We start from the raw sequence: 19,757 nt of genomic DNA on the forward strand, positions 1-19,757 counted from the left end.
CGTGAGCGTACCGGTGCTGTTCGTGCTATTGCCAAACGTGCTGATGCTCGACCTGGCGGGGCCTGCCGAAGTATTACGCCTGGCCGCGCAAGCCGAGGACCCGGCGGCGGTGGATTTCGACTTGCAGTACGTCAGCCCGGTGGAGTCGCTGTACAGCTCCATCGGCTTGCCACTGACCGGGCTGGCGCCCCTGCCACCGACCCTGGCCCCCGGCACGCTGGTGGTGCTGGTGGGCTCCACGATGAACGTATCAAAGGCCCACCAAAAGGCTTTCGAATCGGCCAGCCATCAGCTCACCCATTGGTTGCAAAACGTGTTCGCGCCCTCGGCCGAACGCCTGGTGTGCGTGTGCGCCGGCGCGTTGAGTGCCGCCAGGGCCGGGCTGCTCGATGGGCGCCAATGCACCACGCACCATTCGCTGTGCGCCACCTTGCAGGCCATCGCCCCCACGGCCCGGGTTTTGGAAAACCGCCTGTACGTCACCGATGGCCCGGTCAGTTGCAGCGCCGGTATCACGGCGGGTATCGACCTGATGTTGCACCTGGTTGCCGAACTGGCCGGGCCACGCTTGGCGTGCGCCGTGGCGCGGGACATGGTGGTGTACCTGCGCCGCAGCGGCAGCGACCCGCAGCTATCGCCTTGGGTGAGCGGGCGCAATCACCTGCACCCAGCGCTTCACCGTGTGCAAGACGCCATCGCCGCCGCCCCCTGCGAAGCTTGGACACTCACCCGCATGGCAAGCCTGGCGTGCACCAGCAGTCGGCATCTGGCGCGCCTGTTCCAAGAGCATGTCGGCATCAGCCCGTTGGATTACCTGCACCGCCTGCGCCTGGCCGTGGCCCGTGAACTGCTGGCCGAGTCGGCCCTGGACATAGAAACCATCGCCGAGCGCGCAGGCTTTGGCTCGGCGCGGCATCTACGGCGTATCTGGAGCAAATATGACGCGGCCACCCCTTCAGCTATGCGCCTTACTCAGCAGGCGTCTCGACAGCCGTGACCGGCTCTTGACCGGCCTCGGTGGCCAGCTTCAAACGGTCCGCCTTGCTGATGTATTTGTCTTTGCTTTTAGGCGCCAGCTTGGCGCTGGCCTTTTTCGCTTTGGCTTTGAAGAGTTGCTGAAGTTTTTTCTGGCGGTTCATGTTCCGTTGCCTGAAGGGGAAAGGCGCGGATGATACTACCGGTTCAGCTTGCCAGGAACTCGCTGATCAGTGTGATCACCTGCTGCTGGATCACGGGCCGTGGCCGCGCGCCTTTGCCGTCCTGGCAAATGATGCTGTCGCCGGGCACATCAGCGTCAAGCACCGCTGCCGCGCCCGGTTTGCACTGAGACATAAAACTGAAGTGGTTGGCGTCCTGGATCTCCACGTACTGAGTCGACGTTTTTGGCAGCCGCTTGGCCATGTCGGCCGATTCCATCTGCGCCGGCAAATCCGCTGACGGCACACCGGCGGCGATCACCAGGGCCGGCACTGGCAACGCCGCGAGGCTCGCATCGGTAAAACCGCGTGACAGGCCCAAGTCCAGAGACACCACAGCGGTCACGCGTTTATCGCTCAAGTCCGCAGCCAGTTGAGCCTTCCCGTTCGGCGTACCTTCAGAGTTCATCTCGCGATAGGCCGTGCACGCCACCAACGTCGGATGGGCGTTGCAGTCCCGGGCAAACAACTCCGGGTCGAAACGCGCCCCCGCGCTCTCCATGACCGTCCAGCCCCCCAGGGAATGGCCTATCACCGCGATCCGGCCACTATCCGCCGCGCCAAATGGCGTGGCCTGCGCCAGCAGCGCATCAATGGCCCGGCTCAAATCCTTGGGCCGTTGCCACAACTGCGCGGCGGCTTGCGCGCTGCGATCCTGGCTGGTGGTGCCAGGGTGATTCACTGCCGCCACGATATACCCCTGCCGGGCCAGCGCACTGGCCAGCCACGCCTGCTTGCCCCAGTTGCCACCATAGCCGTGGGAGAGCACCACCACCGGATGTTTGCCGGGTGTCGGTGCGGCATCAGGCACCGCAAGCACACCGATGAACACCAGGTTGTCGGCGATCAGCTTGGGTTGGGCGGTGGCGGCGGCGGGGTACCACACGGCCATCTCCAATGGGCGAATGTTGTGAGTGTCGGGGAGGGTGGTGGTTTGGAAGCCGATGGGGTTGTCGTTGGCGAGTGCAGGCGCGGTGAGGCTTATCAGGAGCAGGGCGGCAAAGGGGGCTTTCATTGTTTTTATCGTCCTTGAAATGAGGTGCGCAGCATGAACTGAAATGGGCGGTTTAGGTAGAGGGCAGGCGGGACTAGGAGGTGGCCTACGAATTCCTACTTTCGGGTATTACAGATGGGGACTTCATGTTTTTAGGAAGTGGCCGGCTTACTTGACGCTATGAATCGTGCACTGTCGGAGCGTGAGTCCTACTGCCGTATCGATGATGATCTGAGTTTTATGCTTTTTAACTTGAGTTGCGAGGCTCGCGTAAGGTCCGCCTGCGGGGCTTACTTGTCGATCAGGAAACATTCTTAGTCGATGGAGGGTGTAATCATGATGAACGTCAGTGTTTATACATCGTTAACTAATAACCACTTGGGCAATGCTGTTCCCACCCGCCCTAGCCCGGTTTCTGTGTCGTCTATTCAAGACAAGACCGGCTCCTCCAGCGATAACGTTCAAGCCAGTACCGTCAGCACCGTTTCGATCCTGGCGGGGCAATTAAGTGATGCTGCTAGCCGTGAAGTCCGCCTTCGCCAGCTGGACCCAAGGCATAACGCCCTCAGTCCGCTCGATGGGATAAGTGACGAACAATATTTCGCCAACAAGGCTCAGCATGATGCCGAAGTCCCCGATACGCCGTTCTTGGAATTGCATGAGCGCGCCAAGCAAGCCACTGCCTTCGCCAACGGTTCTGCCAGTAACCCATTCACAGGCCTTACGGTCGATCAATTGACTCTGATTGCCCGCGACGACAGCGGTGCGTTCACCGTCAACGAACGGCGGGCTGCCTGGCATGAGGCTCGCTTGAGTGAGCAGAGGGCCAGCGCTTCTTCAGGTTCTGTCATCGGTCGTGAACTGATGATTTCTCGCCTCTTTCTGGGACATGAACCTGCGGTGGCCGAAGGCACCCTGAACCGCAGCAACATGGCCCAAAGCAACTACGATTTTCTCACTCGCGAGGATCGCACTCTGCTGTCTGATATGTACGCTTATGCGCAGGAACACGGTGCCGACTTGGCGTATGTCGATATGTTGGCTTACGACCTCGGCAACTATCGTCATCATGATAACGGTCGCCAACTGTTGAGTGGCAATGAAGGCTACAACCAAGAGGGGCGTAGGGTGACGTTCAATTTCAAGGCACACGATATAGCGACAGCCTCACGCATTCTGAGCGGTTCGGCGATTAGCTCAACCCGGCTCGATCAGGGTTTTTTGCGGCATGTCCTGAACCCGGACTTCGGCGCATTGAGCAACATGGGGAGCATTGCCTTCCTTGAACAGATGGTGCTGAGATTTTCCAGCGAGGGCGCCGCGCAAGCTTCGTTGGGCCGCGAGTTCACCACTTACGTGCCGACAAGTATCAAGGACAACATGGTAGTCACAGTGGCCGAAGAGGTGACGCTTATATTCGATGACCCCGTGCTTATCAACACCGATGGCCTATGGACGATTACCGAAAAAGGCAAGGCTGCTGGCTACACGATGGACTCGGCGACCGGCAAGCCGCGTCGGGCCGTTGCGCCGACGGTCGACGAACGACAGGCGCACAGTGGCGTTGCGGGTGCTGTAGCAGACGCCCTGACGACGCGCTCTCTTGTAGACACCCTTGCAGTCAACCAAGACCAGTCCAGTGCGCAATGGCTCTGGCCTGGGCATTTACTCAAATGGATGAAGAATCTAAAACCCTGAAGAAGGGGCGGTTACCCGCCCCCAATCAATCAGCTCCTTATAAACGCCAGCAAATCCGCATTAATCGTATCGGCGTGGGTGGTAGGCATGCCATGCGGGAAGCCCGGGTAGATTTTCAGCGTGCTGTTTTTCAACAGTTTGGCGGACAGTACCCCGGCATTTTCATGGGGGACGATCTGGTCGTCGTCACCGTGCATGACCAGAACGGGGATCTGGATGCTCTTCAGGTCTTCGGTGAAGTCGGTCTGGGAAAACGCCACGATCCCGTCATAGTGCGCCTTGGCACAGCCCATCATGCCTTGCCGCCACCAGTTCAGGATGATGCCCTCGGACGGCTTGGCGCCTGGGCGGTTATAGCCGTAGAAAGGGCCGGCGGGAACGTCCTGGTAAAACTGTGCCCGGTTGGCTTTCAGCTGCGCCTGCAAGTCGTCGAACACTGACTTGGGCAGGCCGCCAGGGTTGTTCGGGGTCTGGACCATCAACGGTGGCACGGCGCTGATGATGGCGGCCTTCGAGACGCGGTCTTCGCCGTGGCGGGCGATGTAATGAACCACTTCACCGCCGCCGGTGGAGTGACCGACATGCACCGCGGTTTGTACGCCCAGGTGCTCAACCACGGCCGCGACGTCGTCGGCATAATGATCCATATCGTGCCCGTCCCAAACCTGGCTGGAACGCCCGTGGCCACGTCGGTCGTGGGCAACGACCCGGTAGCCTTCGCCCAGGAAAAACAGCATTTGCGCGTCCCAATCATCTGCGCTCAGTGGCCAGCCATGATGGAAAAAGATGACCTGGGCATCGCGTGGGCCCCAGTCCTTGTAGAAAATTTCAACGCCGTCTCGCGTGGTGACATAGCCCATGTTCGCCTCTCCCAAATGAAATGATGGCCTGATCGAATCGCGATCATGGCGCTGGATTGACCCACTGCAGCCCATTCGTGTCTGGCAAGTGCCGTCCACGAATTGCCGCCTTGGCCGCCCAATGACTTTAGGTTTAAAGTCAACTTTAAGGTCAATGGTTTTTTGTGGGTGGTACATGAGAATAGGCGAGTTGGCAAAAATCAGCGGGTTGGCGGCCTCACGTATCCGTTTCTACGAAGCGAGCGGCCTGATCCAATCGGTTGAGCGTAAATCCAACGGCTATCGGGACTATACGCCCGGCACCGAGGCGGTGTTGGAGATCATCAAGGGTGCCCAGGCAGCCGGTTTTTCACTGGAAGAAATCCGTCAGCTAATGCCCCGCAGTGCCGGTGGTTGGCAGCATGACGAGTTGCTCAGCGGGCTCAAGCACAAGGTCGAGGAAATCGAGGTGCTGCAACAACGGCTGGCCCAGAACAAGGCGCAGTTGCTGAACGTCATCAAGGGCATCGAAGGCAAGCCCGAGGGCATGGCCTGTGCGGAGAATGCGCAGATGCTGATTAACCGTCTGCGCGAGGAAGGGGGAGCTCCAGCCTTATCCAAGAGAAAAAGCGCCCGCCGGGCCCCGAGGGCCTGACCGGCGCACAAGGGTCAGCGTTCGCCAATCAGGTTGACGAGCGGCTCTGGCGCATAGAGTGCACTCTGGAACTCGGGTACGTATTCGTACTTCAGCATTTTCCCCAGCTTGAGGGCGCGCAGGTAATCGGACAGGCTGCCATCGCCCAGCGTGAGGGTGGCTGAGTCTGCGTCACGGCTGGAGCCATGGCTGAGCTGGCGGGAAACCGCATAGCCGTAGGCCAGTTGGCCGTGGTGATCGAGGTTGGTGAAACTGCTGGTGACAAGGTCCACATCACGGGACAGCTTCTCAAGCTTTTTAGCCTTGAACGTCACGTCCAGTTTGCCGGTCTGGCTATCGGTAATGTCATACACCACTGAGTACCCATCCTCTTTGCGATCAATGCCGGTGAGCCATTTCGGCAGGTTGTAACCGACCACCCCGCGCACCCGCGCCAGCTCGGTATTCACCGGCAGCTTGAGCACATAGCCCCAAAAGTCCTGCGACATCGACTGGCCCACCAGCGTAAAGGGGCCCAGGTTGGCTTTGCCAGGTTTGTTAGTGATGATCGACACGGCGACTTCGTTATAGGCGTCGTTATCGCAATGCTCATAGGTGTACGCAGTAAACGCGATCAGCCCGCGACCCGGCCAGACTTGCAATGGCTGCACGGCGGCCAGTACCTGCGGTGGCATCAACGCCCGAAGCTTATCGATGTCAGCCGTATAGACCGCTGTTACCCGACTGTTCTGGTAGTAAAAATTGGGCGAGTAGGATTCAAAACCGATGTCGACCTTGTGCTTTTGCAACCCTTTGAACCAGCTTAAATCAACCCCAGGCACTTCAGCCGCAATCACCGACAACGGCGGATTGGAGCGAAAGCGGTCGTACAAGCCGCCTTTGACGACGGGCACCTGTTGGCCGGCGATATCGATGTGGGTTGTGTCGTTCGGGCTGGGCATCTCGGGTGTTCCCGCCAACGCAAGGTTGGCAAAAGGGGTGAGCAGCAATGCGGTTAAAACGGCGCTTGGAATGTTCAATCGGTTTTCTCCAGGGAGGGGCTAGGCGCTATCGTTCGTGGGACAGCTCGGTTATCACGGCGAGTGCGACGGCCTTGGGCGATTGCGGGTTCTGGCCCGTGATCAGGCGGCCATCGGTGATGACAAATGAGGTGAACGGCACCCAGCCCTTGCGGTAACGCGCCCCTTGGCTCAGCAGCCGGTCTTCAAGCAAGAACGGCACCTCACGCTTCATGCCCGACAGCAGCTCTTCGCGATTGGAGAAGCCGGTGATGTTTTTACCCTTGATGATCGCGTTGCCCTGTTCATCCTTCAGGTCCAGCAGGCCCGCCACACCGTGGCACACGGCTGAGACGATGCCGCCCTGGTTGTAAATGATTTGGGCGACACGTTGCAGGTCGAGGTTGCCAGGGAAGTCCCACATGACACCGTGGCCGCCGGTGAAGTAGATCGCGCGAAATTGCGACGGATCGACATTGGCGATGGGCAGCGTGTTTTGCAGCCGGGCGCGAAAGGCCGGGGACTGCAACTGTTCACGCGCCGCCTTATCCATGTACAGCCAACCGAGGCTGCGCTCGTCCAGAGGCACAGCACCTCCTTTGGGGCTGGCAAATACCGTCGTGTAGCCAGCCGCTTCCACGACCTCGGTGAAATGCGTCAGCTCTGTCAGCCACAGGCCCGTGGTATCGGGCCTTGAGGGGTAGCTGGCGTGGTTGGTCATGATCACCAGGATCTGGCGATTGTTTGCAGCGGCCGTGGAAGGGCCGGGTTCAGCCTGTGCAAATGTCATAAGCGCGCCACCTATCGCTACCAACGCAAAAGAAATAAGGGTTTTGAGCATGATCCAGGGTCCAGTAATCCTGTCGGTTGGTGCATGCTCACCTTAAACCTCGCTTTAAGGTCAACCCCTGCTTTGGCAAAAAAAACCGAGTCGTCTTGGGGCGCGACGGCTCGGCTTTTTTTGGGCGTGTTGAACGTTTAGCCAGCTGCTACAGCCGCCTCGCGCTCCATCAACTTATCGACCAACAACATTCCCAGCTCACTTAACTGATGAATCGCCAACGCGACGTCGCGCTGTTTACCGGTCAGTTCATCCGACAGGTCGAGCAGCAGGGCGGTTACTGAGGAAAAGGTTTCATAGCTATTGGCGACGAGCATTTCATTGCTGGCATCGTCGGCAACGCTGAACAGCGGTGTCGAGGGTGGAGGAGAGGGTTCGGCGTTGGGGTTGAGGGCGTGATCGATCGCACGACGGACTGCCTGATCAAGCTTCAGGTTTGGATCGTTTGGAGGGTTTGGGGTGACTTTGTACATATGCGTAATTCCTGAATGGGGCCGACACCGTTTCGCTACTAAACGAAAGGGTGGCAGCTGTACGCAGGTTAGTAGACCGGGGAATTACACAAAGCCGGCGCGCCCGAAGGCGCCCTACGCACAGCCACCATCAGGCACAGACAGGAACGTCTGATAGATGAAGCTCATGCACTAAGTGTAATTGACCCTCGGGCTACTAAACCCGATCACTGAGTTGTCAGCGACCGAGCCACCTTAGAGACGCCCATCCAAGCGCACAAGCCGGCGGATTCTGACGCAACTGTAGGCAACGGAGCAAGGTGGTGCAGCTTGCTGTAGGACGGGTCTACATCAACGCCGGCCCACTCACTCCCTCCCTGTAGGAGCGAGCTTGCTCGCGAAAAACCATAGGCGCCGCGTTCATTCTGGATGAACACATTATCTTTACGTTCTTCGCGAGCAAGCTCGCTCCTACAGAGAGGATGCCTCAGTCGCGACGCAACGTTTCGGTCTTGAGGACACAAGCGCTAATAGTATTGCTCGGCTGCCTGCGCGGCGGCTGGACTAGGATTTTTTCTTGCGGTGCACACCAACATTAAAAATTCACTGGCATCTACAAGGAGTAGCCAGTAGGCTACATGTGACTCTGTGATCAATACGATTGGCAGGACGCCCGAGTTCGATACATGGCTCGACGGTATGAGGGATGTGTGGGGAAAAACGGCTGTGCTGATCCGCCTGGATCGAGCCGAAGAAAACAATTTTGGCGATTGCCAGCCTGTAGGCGATGGCATGAGTGAAATGCGTGTGTTTGTCGGGCCCGGCTACAGGATTTACTTTGTGCGCACGGGCATCACCGCTTACCTGATGCTGTGGGGAAGCGATAAAACCGACCAGAAACGAGGAATCAAGCGGGCAAAAGAGATTCTCGATGCCTTGAGAGGTCAATGACATGAGTAAGTCGACATTCAAACCCGAGGACATGCCGATCCTCGAGCTGGATACATCCGGCACCAGTGCCTATGAGGCTTCGCGCTTCCTTGATAGCCCGCAAACCATCAGTGCCTATCTTGCGCAAAGCATGGCGTGCCATGACCCGCAAGTCCTTATGAAGGCGCTGGCCGAGGTTGCCAAGGCCCTGGGTGTAAACAAGGTTGCCGAAGCGGCGGGGGTGAATCGGGAGAGCCTGTATAAAACCCTGAAAGGCGGCTCAAAGACGCGTTATGAGACGGTCCAGAAGCTGATGCTGGCATTGGGGGTGGAGCTGACGGTACGACCGATTACCGCGACCCCCCCTAAAAAAACGGCTGCCATCGGTACAGAGAAGCTGTATTGAAATGCGCATGGTCTTGTAGGAAATCGACCTCTGGAAGCGTAAGGGTTTTCCTATAATACTGTTTATATATCCAGTGTTTGCAGGTCTGCGCGCTCATGAACCGAAAATGAGTGAAAAATGGGCCTGTGGCAAAAAAAAGCCACTCCGTTAGGTTGAGGTCCTCTCCTTCAAGAAAGGAGAGTTCTTAATCAAACCAATGGAGTTACAAAATGAACAAACCACAAACCCAGACACCTCTTCGCCATGGTCGTGTCACATCCCCTTCCAGCCGTGGCGCAGTCGCCGTGGATCTCGGCCTGCTGGAGACCTGGCAGGTCAATGAAATGGAAGGCGGCAAGAACTTCCCGGCACTGACGGCCGGTTCGTTCCCGGCGCCTTATCAAACCGACACTGACAGCGTCACCCCACCCGCCGACGGCTTTATCCTCAGCGGTGGCAAGACCGATGCCCGTGACTGCGTCAACTTCACCCACGAGGAAATGGCCAAGAAACTCGGCCGCGCCTTCACCTGGCCGTTGCTCAATGTCGAGCCGGGCCAGACCTTCAAGGTCACCTGGGCATACACCGCGCCGCACACCACCCGTGGCTATCGCTGGCTGATCACCAAGGATGGTTGGGACCCGAAACAGCGCATCACCCGCGCACAACTGGAAACCCAGCCGTTCGCTGAAGACTTCTATGCCCAGGTGCCTTACTACAGCCATGCAGGCGAACTGAAGGCCAAGGTCAATCATGAAGTGAAACTGCCGGCCAATAAAAAGGGCCAGCATGTGATTGTGTTGATGTGGATCGTCGCCAACACCGGCAACGCCTTCTATCAAGCCTTCGATGTGGACTTCAAATAAGCCCGCACCGTTAAACCCACACGTTCTGAAGGATTAGAACATGTCAAAGATTGACTTTACCTCACTGCAATCGCCGCTTAACGATGCCGCTTCGCTGATGCCGAGCATTGCCGGCAAAAAGATCCTCATGGGCTTCTGGCACAACTGGCCTGCCGGCCCGAGCGATGGCTACCAACGTGGCCAGTTCGCCACTATCAGCCTGGCGGATGTACCCAAGGATTACAACGTGGTGGCCGTGGCCTTCATGAAGGGCAACGGTATCCCAACCTTCAAGCCGTACAACCTGTCCGACGCCGAGTTTCGTCGTCAGGTAGGCGTGCTGAACAGCCAGGGCAGGGCGGTACTGATTTCCCTTGGCGGCGCCGATGCACACATCGAACTGCATAAAGGCAACGAAAAGCCACTGGCCAACGAGATTATCCGCCTGGTGGAAACCTATGGCTTTGATGGCCTGGATATCGATCTTGAACAGAGCGCGATTGATTTCGCCGACAACAAGACTGTCCTGCCCGCTGCGTTGAAACTGGTCAAGGACCACTACGCAGGTCAAGGCAAACACTTCATCATCAGCATGGCGCCGGAGTTTCCGTACCTCACCACTGCCGGCAAATACGTCGGGTACATCCAGGCGCTGGAAGGCTATTACGACTTCATTGCCCCGCAGTATTACAACCAGGGGGGCGACGGCATCTGGGTGCAGGAGGTCAACCAGGGCAACGGCGCCTGGATTGCTCAGAACAACGATGCGATGAAAGAGGACTTCCTGTTTTACCTCACCGAAAGTCTGGTGAGCGGAACGCGCGGGTTTACCAGAATCCCGGCAGACAAGTTGGTGATTGGCCTGCCTGCGAACGTCGACGCAGCTGCCACCGGTTATGTGATCGACCCAACAGCCGTGACCAATACATTCAAGCGTTTGCACGACAAAAGATTGTCGATCAAGGGCCTGATGACCTGGTCCGTGAATTGGGACAACGGCATCAACAAAGACCGCGCGCCCTACAACTGGGAATTCAGCCGCCGTTATGGGCCGCTGATCAATGGCACTGCTCTCTCTGGCCTGGAACAGGATGCGGCGGATCTGGAGGTCGCCAACCGGCAGTAGCGCAAAGAGGCCTCTGGCAGACGTGCCAGAGGTCAAACCGCTAAGCTTCTGATCTGACTAAAATCCGATGCCCGTTTAGGCATCGGATTTTTTGCGTCACGCTCAAATGGCGCTGAGCATTCCTAAAGCCGATTTACCGCACCAAACAAGGCCGCTTGTTATCAAAGCTCCAACCCGGAATCAGAAACTGCATCGCCACACTGTCATCCCGCGCCCCAAGGCCCATGCTTTTGTACAGTTCATGAGCCTTGGCCACCGCGTCCATATCGATGTCCACACCTAGGCCCGGCTTGGCCGGCACCTTTACGTAGCCCCCTTCGATCTTCAACGGCTCCCGGGTCAGGCGCTGGCCGTCCTGCCAGATCCAGTGGGTGTCGATGGCGGTGATCTCGCCGGGCGCGGCCGCGGCCACCTGGGTAAACATCGCCAGGGAGATATCGAAGTGGTTGTTGGAATGCGAGCCCCAGGTCAGGCCCCACTCGTTGCACATTTGCGCGACGCGCACCGAGCCTTGCATGGTCCAGAAGTGCGGGTCGGCGAGGGGAATGTCCACCGATTGCAACTGGATGGCGTGGCCCATTTCGCGCCAGTCGGTGGCGATCATGTTGGTGGCGGTTTTAAGGCCCGTGGCGCGGCGGAATTCGGCCATGACTTCGCGGCCTGAATAACCGTTTTCTGCGCCGCAGGGGTCTTCGGCATAGGCGAGTACCTGATGCTGGTCGCGGCACAGGCGGATGGCTTCCTTGAGCGACCAGGCGCCGTTGGGATCAAGGGTGATGCGCGCATCGGGAAAGCGTTCGGCCAGCGCGGTGACGGCTTCGATTTCTGCGTCGCCACTCAAAACGCCGCCCTTGAGCTTGAAGTCGTTAAAGCCGTATTTGGCCTGGGCCGCTTCGGCCAGGCGCACCACGGCATCGCTGGTCAGGGCTGTTTCATGGCGCAGGCGGAACCAGTCATCATCGGCGTCGGCCTCGTTGCGGTAGGCCAGGTCGGTCGCGTTGCGATCACCCACATAGAAGAGGTAGCCGAGCATCTTCACTGCGTCGCGTTGCTGGCCTTCGCCCAGCAAGGCGGCCACCGGCACTTCGAGGAACTGGCCCAGCAAATCGAGCAGTGCGGCCTCCATGGCGGTGACGGCGTGAATGGTGATGCGCAGGTCGAAGGTTTGCAGGCCGCGACCGCCGGCGTCCCGCGAGGCAAAGGTGCTGCGCATCTGGTTGAGCACGCGCTGGTATTGGCCAATCGGCTGACCGATCACCAGGCTGCGAGCATCTTCCAGGGTTTGGCGAATGCGCTCGCCGCCGGGCACTTCGCCCACGCCGGTGTTGCCGCTGCTGTCCTTGAGGATGACGATATTGCGCGTGAAGAAAGGGCCATGGGCGCCGCTGAGGTTGAGCAGCATGCTGTCGTGGCCGGCGACGGGAATGACTTGGAAGTGGGTGACTACAGGGGTATTCATGGCGCGTTCCTGGCTGAGTTCAAAGAGGTTTGCTGATGGCCGCGCCGCTGGGCACGGCCGTTACGGCAGAGGGTGAGGTCTTGGCAAAGAACACCAGGATGGCCGCGAGCACCGACGTGCAGGCCAGGCCATACAGCCCGCCCTGGATCGAGCCGGTGGTCTGCTCCAGAAAGCCAAAGGTAGTCGGCGCCACAAAACCGCCCAGGTTGCCGATGGAGTTGATCAGCGCGATCACGGCGGCGGCGATGCGCACATCCAGGTAGCCCTGGGGGATCGGCCAGAACAGCGACGACGCGGATTTAAAGCCAATGGCCGCAAAGCAAATCGCAACGAAAGCGAAGATCGGCCCGCCCGTGGTGGACATGAACATCCCCACCGCGGCAATCAGCAGCGCCGCCGCGACCCAGGCTTGCTGGAACTTGAACTTGCCCGACAGCGACGCGAAGGCGTACATGGCAATAATCGAGATCAACCAGGGGATCGAGTTGAAGAACCCCACCTGCACATCACTCAGGTCACCCATTTTCTTGATGATGCTGGGCAACCAGAAGGTGGCGGCGTAGATCGTCAGTTGGATGCAGAAGTACAGAGCGCAGAACAGCAGGATCTGGCGGTCCTTGAGCAGCTTGCCGAGGGTAGGTTTGACCGTGGTCAGGGCTTCGCGATCACGCTGTTCCTGATCGATAGCGCCCACCAGCGCATCCTGTTCTTCGCGACTCAGCCACTTGGCGTCATGGGGTTTGGAGTCGAGCCAGAACCACACAAAGAAACCCAGCGCCACCGACGCCAGGCCCTCGATGCCGAACATCCATTGCCAGCCATGCAAACCAAAGCCTTCGATCTGCAACAACGCGCCCGACAACGGCCCGGAGATCAATGACGCCACCGCCGAGCCACTGAGGAAGATCGCGATGGCCTTGCCACGCTCCACGCCGGGCAACCAGCGGGTGAAGTAATAGATCACCCCAGGGAAAAAACCCGCTTCGGCCACGCCTAGCAAGAAACGCAGGATGTAAAAGTGAGTTTCGTTCTGGATAAACGCCATCAGCGTGGCAACGATGCCCCAGGTGAACATGATGCGGGTCAGCCAGATACGCGCGCCGACTTTTTGCAGCAGCATGTTGGACGGCACTTCGAACAACGCATAGCCAATGAAAAACAGCCCGGCGCCGAAGCCGTAGGCGGCTGCGCCGATGCCCAGGTCATGTTCCATGTGCGTGCGCACGAAGCCGATATTGACCCGGTCGATGTAGTTGAGGATGAACATGACCACGAACAGTGGGAGCACATGGCCCTTCACTTTGCTCACGGCGCGGGTGAGCGCTGAATCATTTTCGGGTGCGGCTGACGCTGGGCTTGAATGCTTCACGAATGAAAACTCCCCCTGATTATTTTTATGCGGGTTTGGTGTTTTGTTGACAGACATCATACAAGTTGTTTTTTGAAAGCCGCAATCCTGTGAGGGGTGTTTTTGTTCTTATAAGCCGGTGTCGAGATTGGCTATTTCGGTTATTTGCCAGATTTTATTGGGTTTCGTTCCGTTGTTGACGGGGAGGGATGTGCGCTTCTCTCAAAGCGAAGACATGGTCCGGTGAGGTGGTACGAGTGTGTTGTCATACAAGTTGAGTGTTTTTCGCCGCCACCCGTCGCCCCGTGCGCTCAGGGTGATAAGCTCCCCCCAGCCCAACCCCGTGGACCCGTCTCGATGCCGATTAAAAGCACACCGCCTGTGCGTAAACGTTCCGCCAACCTGGCCCAAGGTGTGGTCGAGGCACTGACCCAGCGCATCCAGCTGGGGCAGCTCAAGCCGGGTGAAAAACTGCCGTCCGAATCCACCATCGTGCTTGAGCATGGGGTGAGCCGTACCGTGGTGCGAGAAGCCTTGTCCAAGCTGCAGGCGTCGGGGCTGGTGGAGACGCGTCACGGCATCGGCACCTTTGTGCTCGAGCAGCACACCCAGCCAGGCCTGCGCTTGCACGTAGACACAGTCGCCAGCGTGCGCAACATGCTCGAATTGCGACTGGGCCTTGAAGTGCAAGCGGTGGCCTTGGCCGCGCTGCGCAGGAGCGAGGCACAACTGGCCCACATGCGTCAGGCGCTGGACGACTACCAAGCGTCCCTGGCCAACAACGACAGCTGTGTGGAGGAGGACAAGCGCTTTCATCAACTGATCGCCGAAGCCACCGGCAATACGTTTTTCACCGACATCATGCAGCACCTGGGCACGGCGATGATTCCGCGCACCCAGGTGAATGCCGTCGAGCGCGGCGGCGCGGACTTTGCTCAACTGGGGCAGTTGGCGAACCTGGAACACGAGGCCATCTACAACGCTATCAAGCGCCAGGACCCGGACGCCGCACGGGCGGCCATGGTGCTGCACTTGACCAACAGCCGGGATCGATTTTCCGGGCACTCTTAAGGAACCACCGTTGAACGAACACACCTTGTCCCAGCGCCTGGAGCGCGTGGCCGCGCATGTACCGGCCGGTGCCCGCCTGGCCGATATCGGCTCGGACCACGCCTACCTGCCGGTGGCGTTGATGCGCCGTGGCGTTATCACAGCAGCGGTGGCGGGAGAGGTGGCCGCCACGCCGTTCCACGCGGCCAACCGTACCGTGGCCGACAACGGCCTGGCGCAGCACATCACCGTGCGCCTGGCCGATGGCTTGGCGGCGATTGAAGCGGGCGATGACATTACCGCCATCAGCCTGTGCGGCATGGGTGGCGAGACCATCCGCGACATCCTCGACAGCGGCAAGGCGCGGTTGAACGGGCGGGAACGCTTGATCCTGCAACCCAACGGCGCTGAGCAGCCTCTGCGTCAATGGTTGATGGACAACGGCTACCAGATCCTCCATGAAGAGTTGCTGCGGGAAAACCGCTTCTACTACGAAATCATCGTCGCCGAACGCAACGAGGCGATGACCTATACCGCTGAGCAGCTGTACTTCGGTCCGTTGCAAATGCAGACGCGTAGCCCGGAATTCCTTGCGAAGTGGCAACGTATAGTGCGCGAGAAACGCAAGACATTGGCCAGCCTCGAACAAGCGCGGCAGGTGGTGCCCGAGCAGAAAGTGCAGGAGATCGCGCAACAGGTGAAGTGGATCGATCAGTTGCTCGCCTGAGCCACATTCACGGCACTTCACCGCTACGCTGTAGTCTTCTCTTAAATCCCCCAAGGTGTTGCCTCGATGATCACTGTTCACCACCTCAACAATTCCCGCTCGCAACGTATCCTATGGGCGCTTGAAGAACTGGGCCTGCCCTACGACATCAAGCGCTACCAGCGCGACGCCAAGACCAACCTGGCCCCGCCTGAACTGAAGGCTGTTCACCCCCTGGGCAAATCCCCGGTGATCGAAGACGGTTCCCGCGTGCTGATCGAATCTGCTGCGATCATCGACTACCTCATCCGTCGCCACGGCAACGGCCAACTGCAACCCGACCCGGCCACCGACGCCTACGACAGCTATGTGCAATGGCTGCATTTTGCTGAAGGCTCGGCCATGCTGCCGTTGATGCTCAACCTCTACGTGGGGCGCCTGGGTGAAGCGGGCGCACCGCTGCATCCGCGGATTGAATCGGAGCTGGCCAATTACCTGGGTTATCTGAACGACGTGCTGGGGCAGACGCCGTATCTGGTGGGCAACGACCTCACCGGTGCAGATATCCAGATGAGCTTTATCGGCGAAATCGCCCAGGCCCAAGGCAAATTACAGGCCTACCCGAACCTGGCCGCGTGGCTGCAAAAGCTCCAGGCACGCCCGGCATACCGCAAGGCGGTGGAGCGGGGCGGGGAATACGCGTTCGCCAAATAGCGGGCCCACCGACACACCGCCCCCTGTAGGAGCGAGCTTGCTCGCGAAAAACGTCAACGATAACGCGGGCTTCCTGGATGAACGCGGCGCCTTTGGGTTTTTCGCGAGCAAGCTCGCTCCTACAAAAGGTGACCAGGGTTCCCCTCTTGCCGGTTTTACAACCCGCTTCGCCAGGTGAACCTTCGAGTCTCCCGGTGCTCACTTAAAAGGTGGCACTGGCTTTTCTCGAAAGGAATCTGCATGCACTCCACCTCCTCAAGCGTCCCCGTAGAGCGCGAACTAAGCCTGCGGGCGGTCATCACCGGGATTGTGCTGGGTATCCTGCTCACCCCTTCCAACGTGTACGCGGGCTTGAAGATCGGCTGGTCGTTCAATATGTCGATCATCGCCTTGCTGGTCGGCTATGGCATCTGGCAAGGCCTGGCCCGGCGCTCCGCTGAACACCTGCCGTGGACCCTCCACGAAAGCAATATCAACCAGACCGTGGCCTCGGCCGCGGCGTCGATCATTTCCGGCGGGCTGGTCGCGCCCATCCCGGCCTATACCTTGCTCACGGGCAACCAGCTGGCGGCGCTGCCAATGATCGCCTGGGTGTTTTCGGTGAGTTTTCTGGGGATCTGGATCGCCTGGTACCTGCGGCCTTCATTGCTCAATGACAAGGCGCTGAAGTTTCCCGAAGGCATGGCCACCCTGGAAACCCTGCTGCACATCTACAACCATGGCCGCGAAGCCGCCACGCGTTTAAAAGTGCTGCTCGGCGCGGCGCTGTTGTCCGGGCTGGTCAAGTGGGTGGATACCTTTATGTGGGCCTTCCCACGCTGGTCGCCGAACGCCCAGCTGGAGCGCCTGACCTTCACCGCAGACCCTTCGCTGCTGTTGCTGGGGTTCGGCGGCATCATCGGCATTCGCGTAGGCCTGACCCTGTTACTCGGCGCCTTGCTAGCTTGGGGCGGCCTGGGGCCGTGGCTGTTGACCAACGGCCTGGTGAGCGTGTCCGCCGGCAGCAGCGGCCCGCAATTTGCCGCGCTGGTGGAGTGGCTGCTGTGGCCGGGAGTAAGCCTTATGGTGTGTTCCACCCTGGCGTCCCTGGCGATTCGCTTGTGGGCGTTGCATCGCTCAACCCGAGCGGCTGGCGGCACGCCCTGGGCGGCTCCCAAGCCTGGGCCTGCCGCCGGTTTTGCCCTGGCGATCGTGCTGGTGGTGAGCCTGCAAGCGCTGTTGTTCGGTATCAACCTCGGGATGGCGCTGCTGACCATTCCCCTGGCGATCTGCCTGGCCGCCGTGGCGGCGCGGGTGGTGGGGGCAACCGGTATTCCGCCGATTGGCGCCATCGGGCAACTGTCCCAGCTGAGCTTTGGCATCGTTGCGCCGGGCCAGGTGCCGATCAACCTGATGAGCGCCAACACCGCCGGCGGTTCGGCGGGGCAATGTACGGACCTGATGAATGACTTCAAGGTGGGCAAGGCGATTGGCGCCACGCCGCACAAGCAAGTGATCGCCCAGATCCTCGGAATTTTTGTCGGCAGCATCGTCGGTGTATTCGCCTACCTGGCGTTGATCCCCGACCCTCAAACCATGCTGCTCACCGAACAATGGCCAGCCCCGGCCGTCGCCACCTGGAAAGCCGTGGCCCAAACCCTGACCCACGGTTTGGATTCACTGTCCCCCAGCATCCGCTGGGCCATCGGCATTGCAAGCTTGTTCGGCGTGCTGCTGGGCATACTCGACAGCACATTACCCACCCATCGCGCCCGCTACCTGCCCAGTGCGGCAGCCTTGGGACTGGCATTTGTCTTGCCTGCGTCGGTGTCGCTGATGATGGCCCTTGGCGCGGTGATGACCTGGGCGGTGAGCTGTCGCTGGCCGAGCGTGACGCAGCGCTTTGCGATCACGGCAGCGGCGGGGCTGATCGCCGGTGAGAGCATTACCGGAGTAGGCGCGTCGTTGTGGCAGATGCTGGGCGTTGGGTGAGGCTACATGCGGCGCTCAATCGCCATCACCCATGTCGATATCAGGCACGATGGTGGCGTAACCAGGCTACTTGTGCCTGGCCTCGGGCACTTAAGGTGAGGGTCATTGGCCGCCCGAGAACAACAAAAACAATGACTAGCCTCAACTGCAACGATTCCAACGGTCAGCTGGCGCAGGGCTTCAAGCCGCGCCATGTGACCATGTTGTCCATCGCTGGCATCATCGGCGCGGGGTTGTTTGTCGGCTCCGGTCATGCCATCGCCGCAGCGGGGCCGGCGGTGTTGCTGGCTTATCTGTTTTCCGGCCTGCTGGTGGTGCTGGTCATGCGCATGCTGGGGGAAATGGCGGTGGCGCGCCCGGACACCGGCTCGTTTTCCACCTACGCCGACCAGGCCATTGGCCCGTGGGCGGGGTTTACCATTGGCTGGTTGTATTGGTGGTTCTGGGTGCTGGTCATTCCCATCGAAGCCTTGGCTGCCGGGCATGTGCTCAACCAGTGGTTCCCTCAGGTGGATGCGTGGCTGTTTGCGTTGATCTCGATCGTTTTGCTGGTGATCACCAATCTGTTCAGCGTGGCCAAATACGGCGAGTTCGAATTCTGGTTCGCCATGGCCAAGGTGATTGCCATCATCGGCTTTATCGGCCTGGGTTTCAGCGTGCTCATGGGCTGGATCCCGGATCGTGAAGCCAGCGGCTTGAGCCGCTTGATGGAGGAACACGGCGGCTTTGCCCCCAACGGCCTGTCGGCGGTGGTGGGCGCGTTTATCACCATCATGTTCAGCTTCATCGGCACTGAGGCGGTGACCATCGCCGCAGCGGAATCAAGCAACCCCGCGCAGAACATCGCCAAGGCCACCCGCTCGGTGATCTGGCGCATTGGCGTGTTCTACCTGCTGTCGATCTCCGTCGTGATTTCCGTGGTGCCCTGGAACGACCCACTGTTGGCCTCTGTGGGTTCCTATCAGCGCGCACTGGAAATTATGAACATCCCCAACGCCAAGTTCATGGTCGATGTGGTGGTGTTGATCGCGGTAGCCAGTTGCATGAACTCTTCAATCTACATTTCCTCGCGCATGTTGTTTTCCCTGGGCAAACGCGGCGATGCGCCACCGGCACTTAAAATCACCTCGAAGGCGGGCGTGCCCCGGGCGGCGGTGATCGCCAGCACCATCATCGGTGCGGGCGTTACGTTGCTGAGCTACTTCATGCCGGCCGGTCTGTTCCAGTTCCTGCTCGCCAGCTCCGGCGCCATCGCGCTGTTGGTGTACCTGGTGATCGCTATCTCGCAACTGCGTATGCGTCGGTTGCTGCTTCGGCAAAACGTCGAGCTGACCTTTCGCATGTGGCTATTTCCCTGGCTGACTTACCTGGTGATCGTATTTATCTGCCTGGCCCTGGGGGTGATGATGGTGACGCCCGAGCACCGCACCGAAGTGTCCTCGACCATTGGCCTGGCGTTGGTGATTTCCTTTATCGGCCTGGTCACATCGCGCCAGCACAACCGGGCACCCAAGCCGGTGGCGCTGGAACAGTCCTGATCACGCCTGTGG

Annotated in this window: 19 protein-coding genes and 1 pseudogene; 12 read left to right on the forward strand and 8 right to left on the reverse strand. The window is 59.5% G+C overall.

Annotated elements, in window-relative coordinates:
- Position 1: 1 nt before the first annotated feature.
- Positions 2–997, forward strand: coding sequence for a GlxA family transcriptional regulator (locus tag CRN80_RS19035; protein WP_098950796.1), 996 nt, complete (start codon positions 2–4; stop codon positions 995–997).
- Here the strand turns inward: CRN80_RS19035 and CRN80_RS19040 are convergent.
- Together CRN80_RS19040 and CRN80_RS19045 are read right to left on the reverse strand one after the other, a co-directional pair.
- Entirely contained in the window at positions 969–1,139 is a 171-nt protein-coding gene (locus CRN80_RS19040; protein ID WP_069558568.1) for a DUF2986 domain-containing protein, read from the reverse strand. The genes CRN80_RS19035 and CRN80_RS19040 overlap by 29 nt on opposite strands.
- A gap of 43 nt (positions 1,140–1,182) precedes the next feature.
- Complete coding sequence (locus CRN80_RS19045) at positions 1,183–2,211, reverse strand: alpha/beta fold hydrolase (protein WP_098950797.1); 1,029 nt, start codon at positions 2,209–2,211, stop codon at positions 1,183–1,185.
- A gap of 315 nt (positions 2,212–2,526) precedes the next feature.
- On the opposite strand from CRN80_RS19045, the gene CRN80_RS19050 reads away from it, so the two are divergent.
- On the forward strand, positions 2,527–3,888 hold the full coding sequence (locus CRN80_RS19050) for a hypothetical protein (protein ID WP_138183546.1): 1,362 nt from the start codon (positions 2,527–2,529) through the stop codon (positions 3,886–3,888).
- Positions 3,889–3,917: 29 nt separating this feature from the next.
- Here the strand turns inward: CRN80_RS19050 and CRN80_RS19055 are convergent, their stop codons facing one another.
- On the reverse strand, positions 3,918–4,748 hold the full coding sequence (locus CRN80_RS19055) for an alpha/beta fold hydrolase (RefSeq protein ID WP_098950799.1): 831 nt from the start codon (positions 4,746–4,748) through the stop codon (positions 3,918–3,920).
- Positions 4,749–4,923: 175 nt separating this feature from the next.
- Between CRN80_RS19055 and CRN80_RS19060 the strand changes: the two genes are divergently transcribed.
- The gene (locus CRN80_RS19060) at positions 4,924–5,382 is read left to right on the forward strand and encodes a MerR family transcriptional regulator (RefSeq protein ID WP_098950800.1); all 459 of its coding nucleotides are present in this window, start codon (positions 4,924–4,926) and stop codon (positions 5,380–5,382) included.
- A 14-nt stretch (positions 5,383–5,396) separates the two neighbouring features.
- Here CRN80_RS19060 and CRN80_RS19065 read toward each other — a convergent pair whose 3' ends face one another.
- From CRN80_RS19065 to CRN80_RS19075, 3 genes are all read right to left on the reverse strand, one after another.
- A complete protein-coding gene (locus tag CRN80_RS19065; protein WP_098950801.1) occupies positions 5,397–6,323 on the reverse strand; it encodes an acetoacetate decarboxylase family protein in 927 nt (308 codons plus the stop codon).
- Between the two features lie 106 nt (positions 6,324–6,429).
- A complete protein-coding gene (locus CRN80_RS19070) occupies positions 6,430–7,170 on the reverse strand; it encodes a type 1 glutamine amidotransferase domain-containing protein (protein WP_098950802.1) in 741 nt (246 codons plus the stop codon).
- Positions 7,171–7,358: 188 nt separating this feature from the next.
- Positions 7,359–7,694: a DUF6124 family protein gene (locus tag CRN80_RS19075; RefSeq protein WP_032896083.1), complete on the reverse strand. Its 336-nt coding sequence runs from the start codon at positions 7,692–7,694 to the stop codon at positions 7,359–7,361.
- A gap of 627 nt (positions 7,695–8,321) precedes the next feature.
- On the opposite strand from CRN80_RS19075, the gene CRN80_RS19080 reads away from it, so the two are divergent.
- From CRN80_RS19080 to CRN80_RS19095, 4 genes and pseudogenes are all read left to right on the forward strand, one after another.
- Positions 8,322–8,624 (forward strand): type II toxin-antitoxin system RelE/ParE family toxin, encoded by a 303-nt coding sequence (locus CRN80_RS19080; protein WP_032896084.1) that lies wholly within the window; start codon positions 8,322–8,324, stop codon positions 8,622–8,624.
- A 1-nt stretch (position 8,625) separates the two neighbouring features.
- Positions 8,626–9,009 carry an addiction module antidote protein gene (locus tag CRN80_RS19085; RefSeq protein WP_098950803.1) on the forward strand — a complete coding sequence of 128 codons (384 nt, stop codon included), beginning with the start codon at positions 8,626–8,628 and terminating at the stop codon, positions 9,007–9,009.
- A 209-nt stretch (positions 9,010–9,218) separates the two neighbouring features.
- Entirely contained in the window at positions 9,219–9,854 is a 636-nt protein-coding gene (locus CRN80_RS19090; protein ID WP_032896086.1) for a lytic polysaccharide monooxygenase auxiliary activity family 9 protein, read from the forward strand.
- A gap of 40 nt (positions 9,855–9,894) precedes the next feature.
- Positions 9,895–10,896: pseudogene (locus CRN80_RS19095) on the forward strand (chitinase); the annotation flags it as partial.
- A gap of 196 nt (positions 10,897–11,092) precedes the next feature.
- On the opposite strand, the gene gudD reads toward CRN80_RS19095, so the two are convergent.
- Together gudD and CRN80_RS19105 are read right to left on the reverse strand one after the other, a co-directional pair.
- On the reverse strand, positions 11,093–12,418 hold the full coding sequence (gene gudD, locus CRN80_RS19100; protein WP_098950805.1) for a glucarate dehydratase: 1,326 nt from the start codon (positions 12,416–12,418) through the stop codon (positions 11,093–11,095).
- Between the two features lie 19 nt (positions 12,419–12,437).
- Positions 12,438–13,787 carry an MFS transporter gene (locus tag CRN80_RS19105; protein ID WP_098952641.1) on the reverse strand — a complete coding sequence of 450 codons (1,350 nt, stop codon included), beginning with the start codon at positions 13,785–13,787 and terminating at the stop codon, positions 12,438–12,440.
- A 336-nt stretch (positions 13,788–14,123) separates the two neighbouring features.
- On the opposite strand from CRN80_RS19105, the gene CRN80_RS19110 reads away from it, so the two are divergent.
- The 5 genes from CRN80_RS19110 (at position 14,124) to CRN80_RS19130 (ending at position 19,745) form a co-directional block, all read left to right on the forward strand.
- Entirely contained in the window at positions 14,124–14,837 is a 714-nt protein-coding gene (locus CRN80_RS19110) for a FadR/GntR family transcriptional regulator (RefSeq protein ID WP_032896089.1), read from the forward strand.
- A 10-nt stretch (positions 14,838–14,847) separates the two neighbouring features.
- Positions 14,848–15,543 carry a tRNA (adenine(22)-N(1))-methyltransferase TrmK gene (locus CRN80_RS19115; RefSeq protein ID WP_098950806.1) on the forward strand — a complete coding sequence of 232 codons (696 nt, stop codon included), beginning with the start codon at positions 14,848–14,850 and terminating at the stop codon, positions 15,541–15,543.
- 66 nt (positions 15,544–15,609) lie between these two features.
- A complete protein-coding gene (locus tag CRN80_RS19120) occupies positions 15,610–16,236 on the forward strand; it encodes a glutathione S-transferase family protein (RefSeq protein ID WP_098950807.1) in 627 nt (208 codons plus the stop codon).
- Between the two features lie 240 nt (positions 16,237–16,476).
- Positions 16,477–18,207 (forward strand): OPT family oligopeptide transporter, encoded by a 1,731-nt coding sequence (locus CRN80_RS19125; RefSeq protein WP_098950808.1) that lies wholly within the window; start codon positions 16,477–16,479, stop codon positions 18,205–18,207.
- Positions 18,208–18,338: 131 nt separating this feature from the next.
- A complete protein-coding gene (locus CRN80_RS19130; RefSeq protein WP_078467980.1) occupies positions 18,339–19,745 on the forward strand; it encodes an amino acid permease in 1,407 nt (468 codons plus the stop codon).
- Positions 19,746–19,757 lie beyond the last annotated feature (12 nt).

Source organism: Pseudomonas sp. FDAARGOS_380 (assembly GCF_002591235.1).
GTDB lineage: Bacteria > Pseudomonadota > Gammaproteobacteria > Pseudomonadales > Pseudomonadaceae > Aquipseudomonas > Aquipseudomonas salmasensis.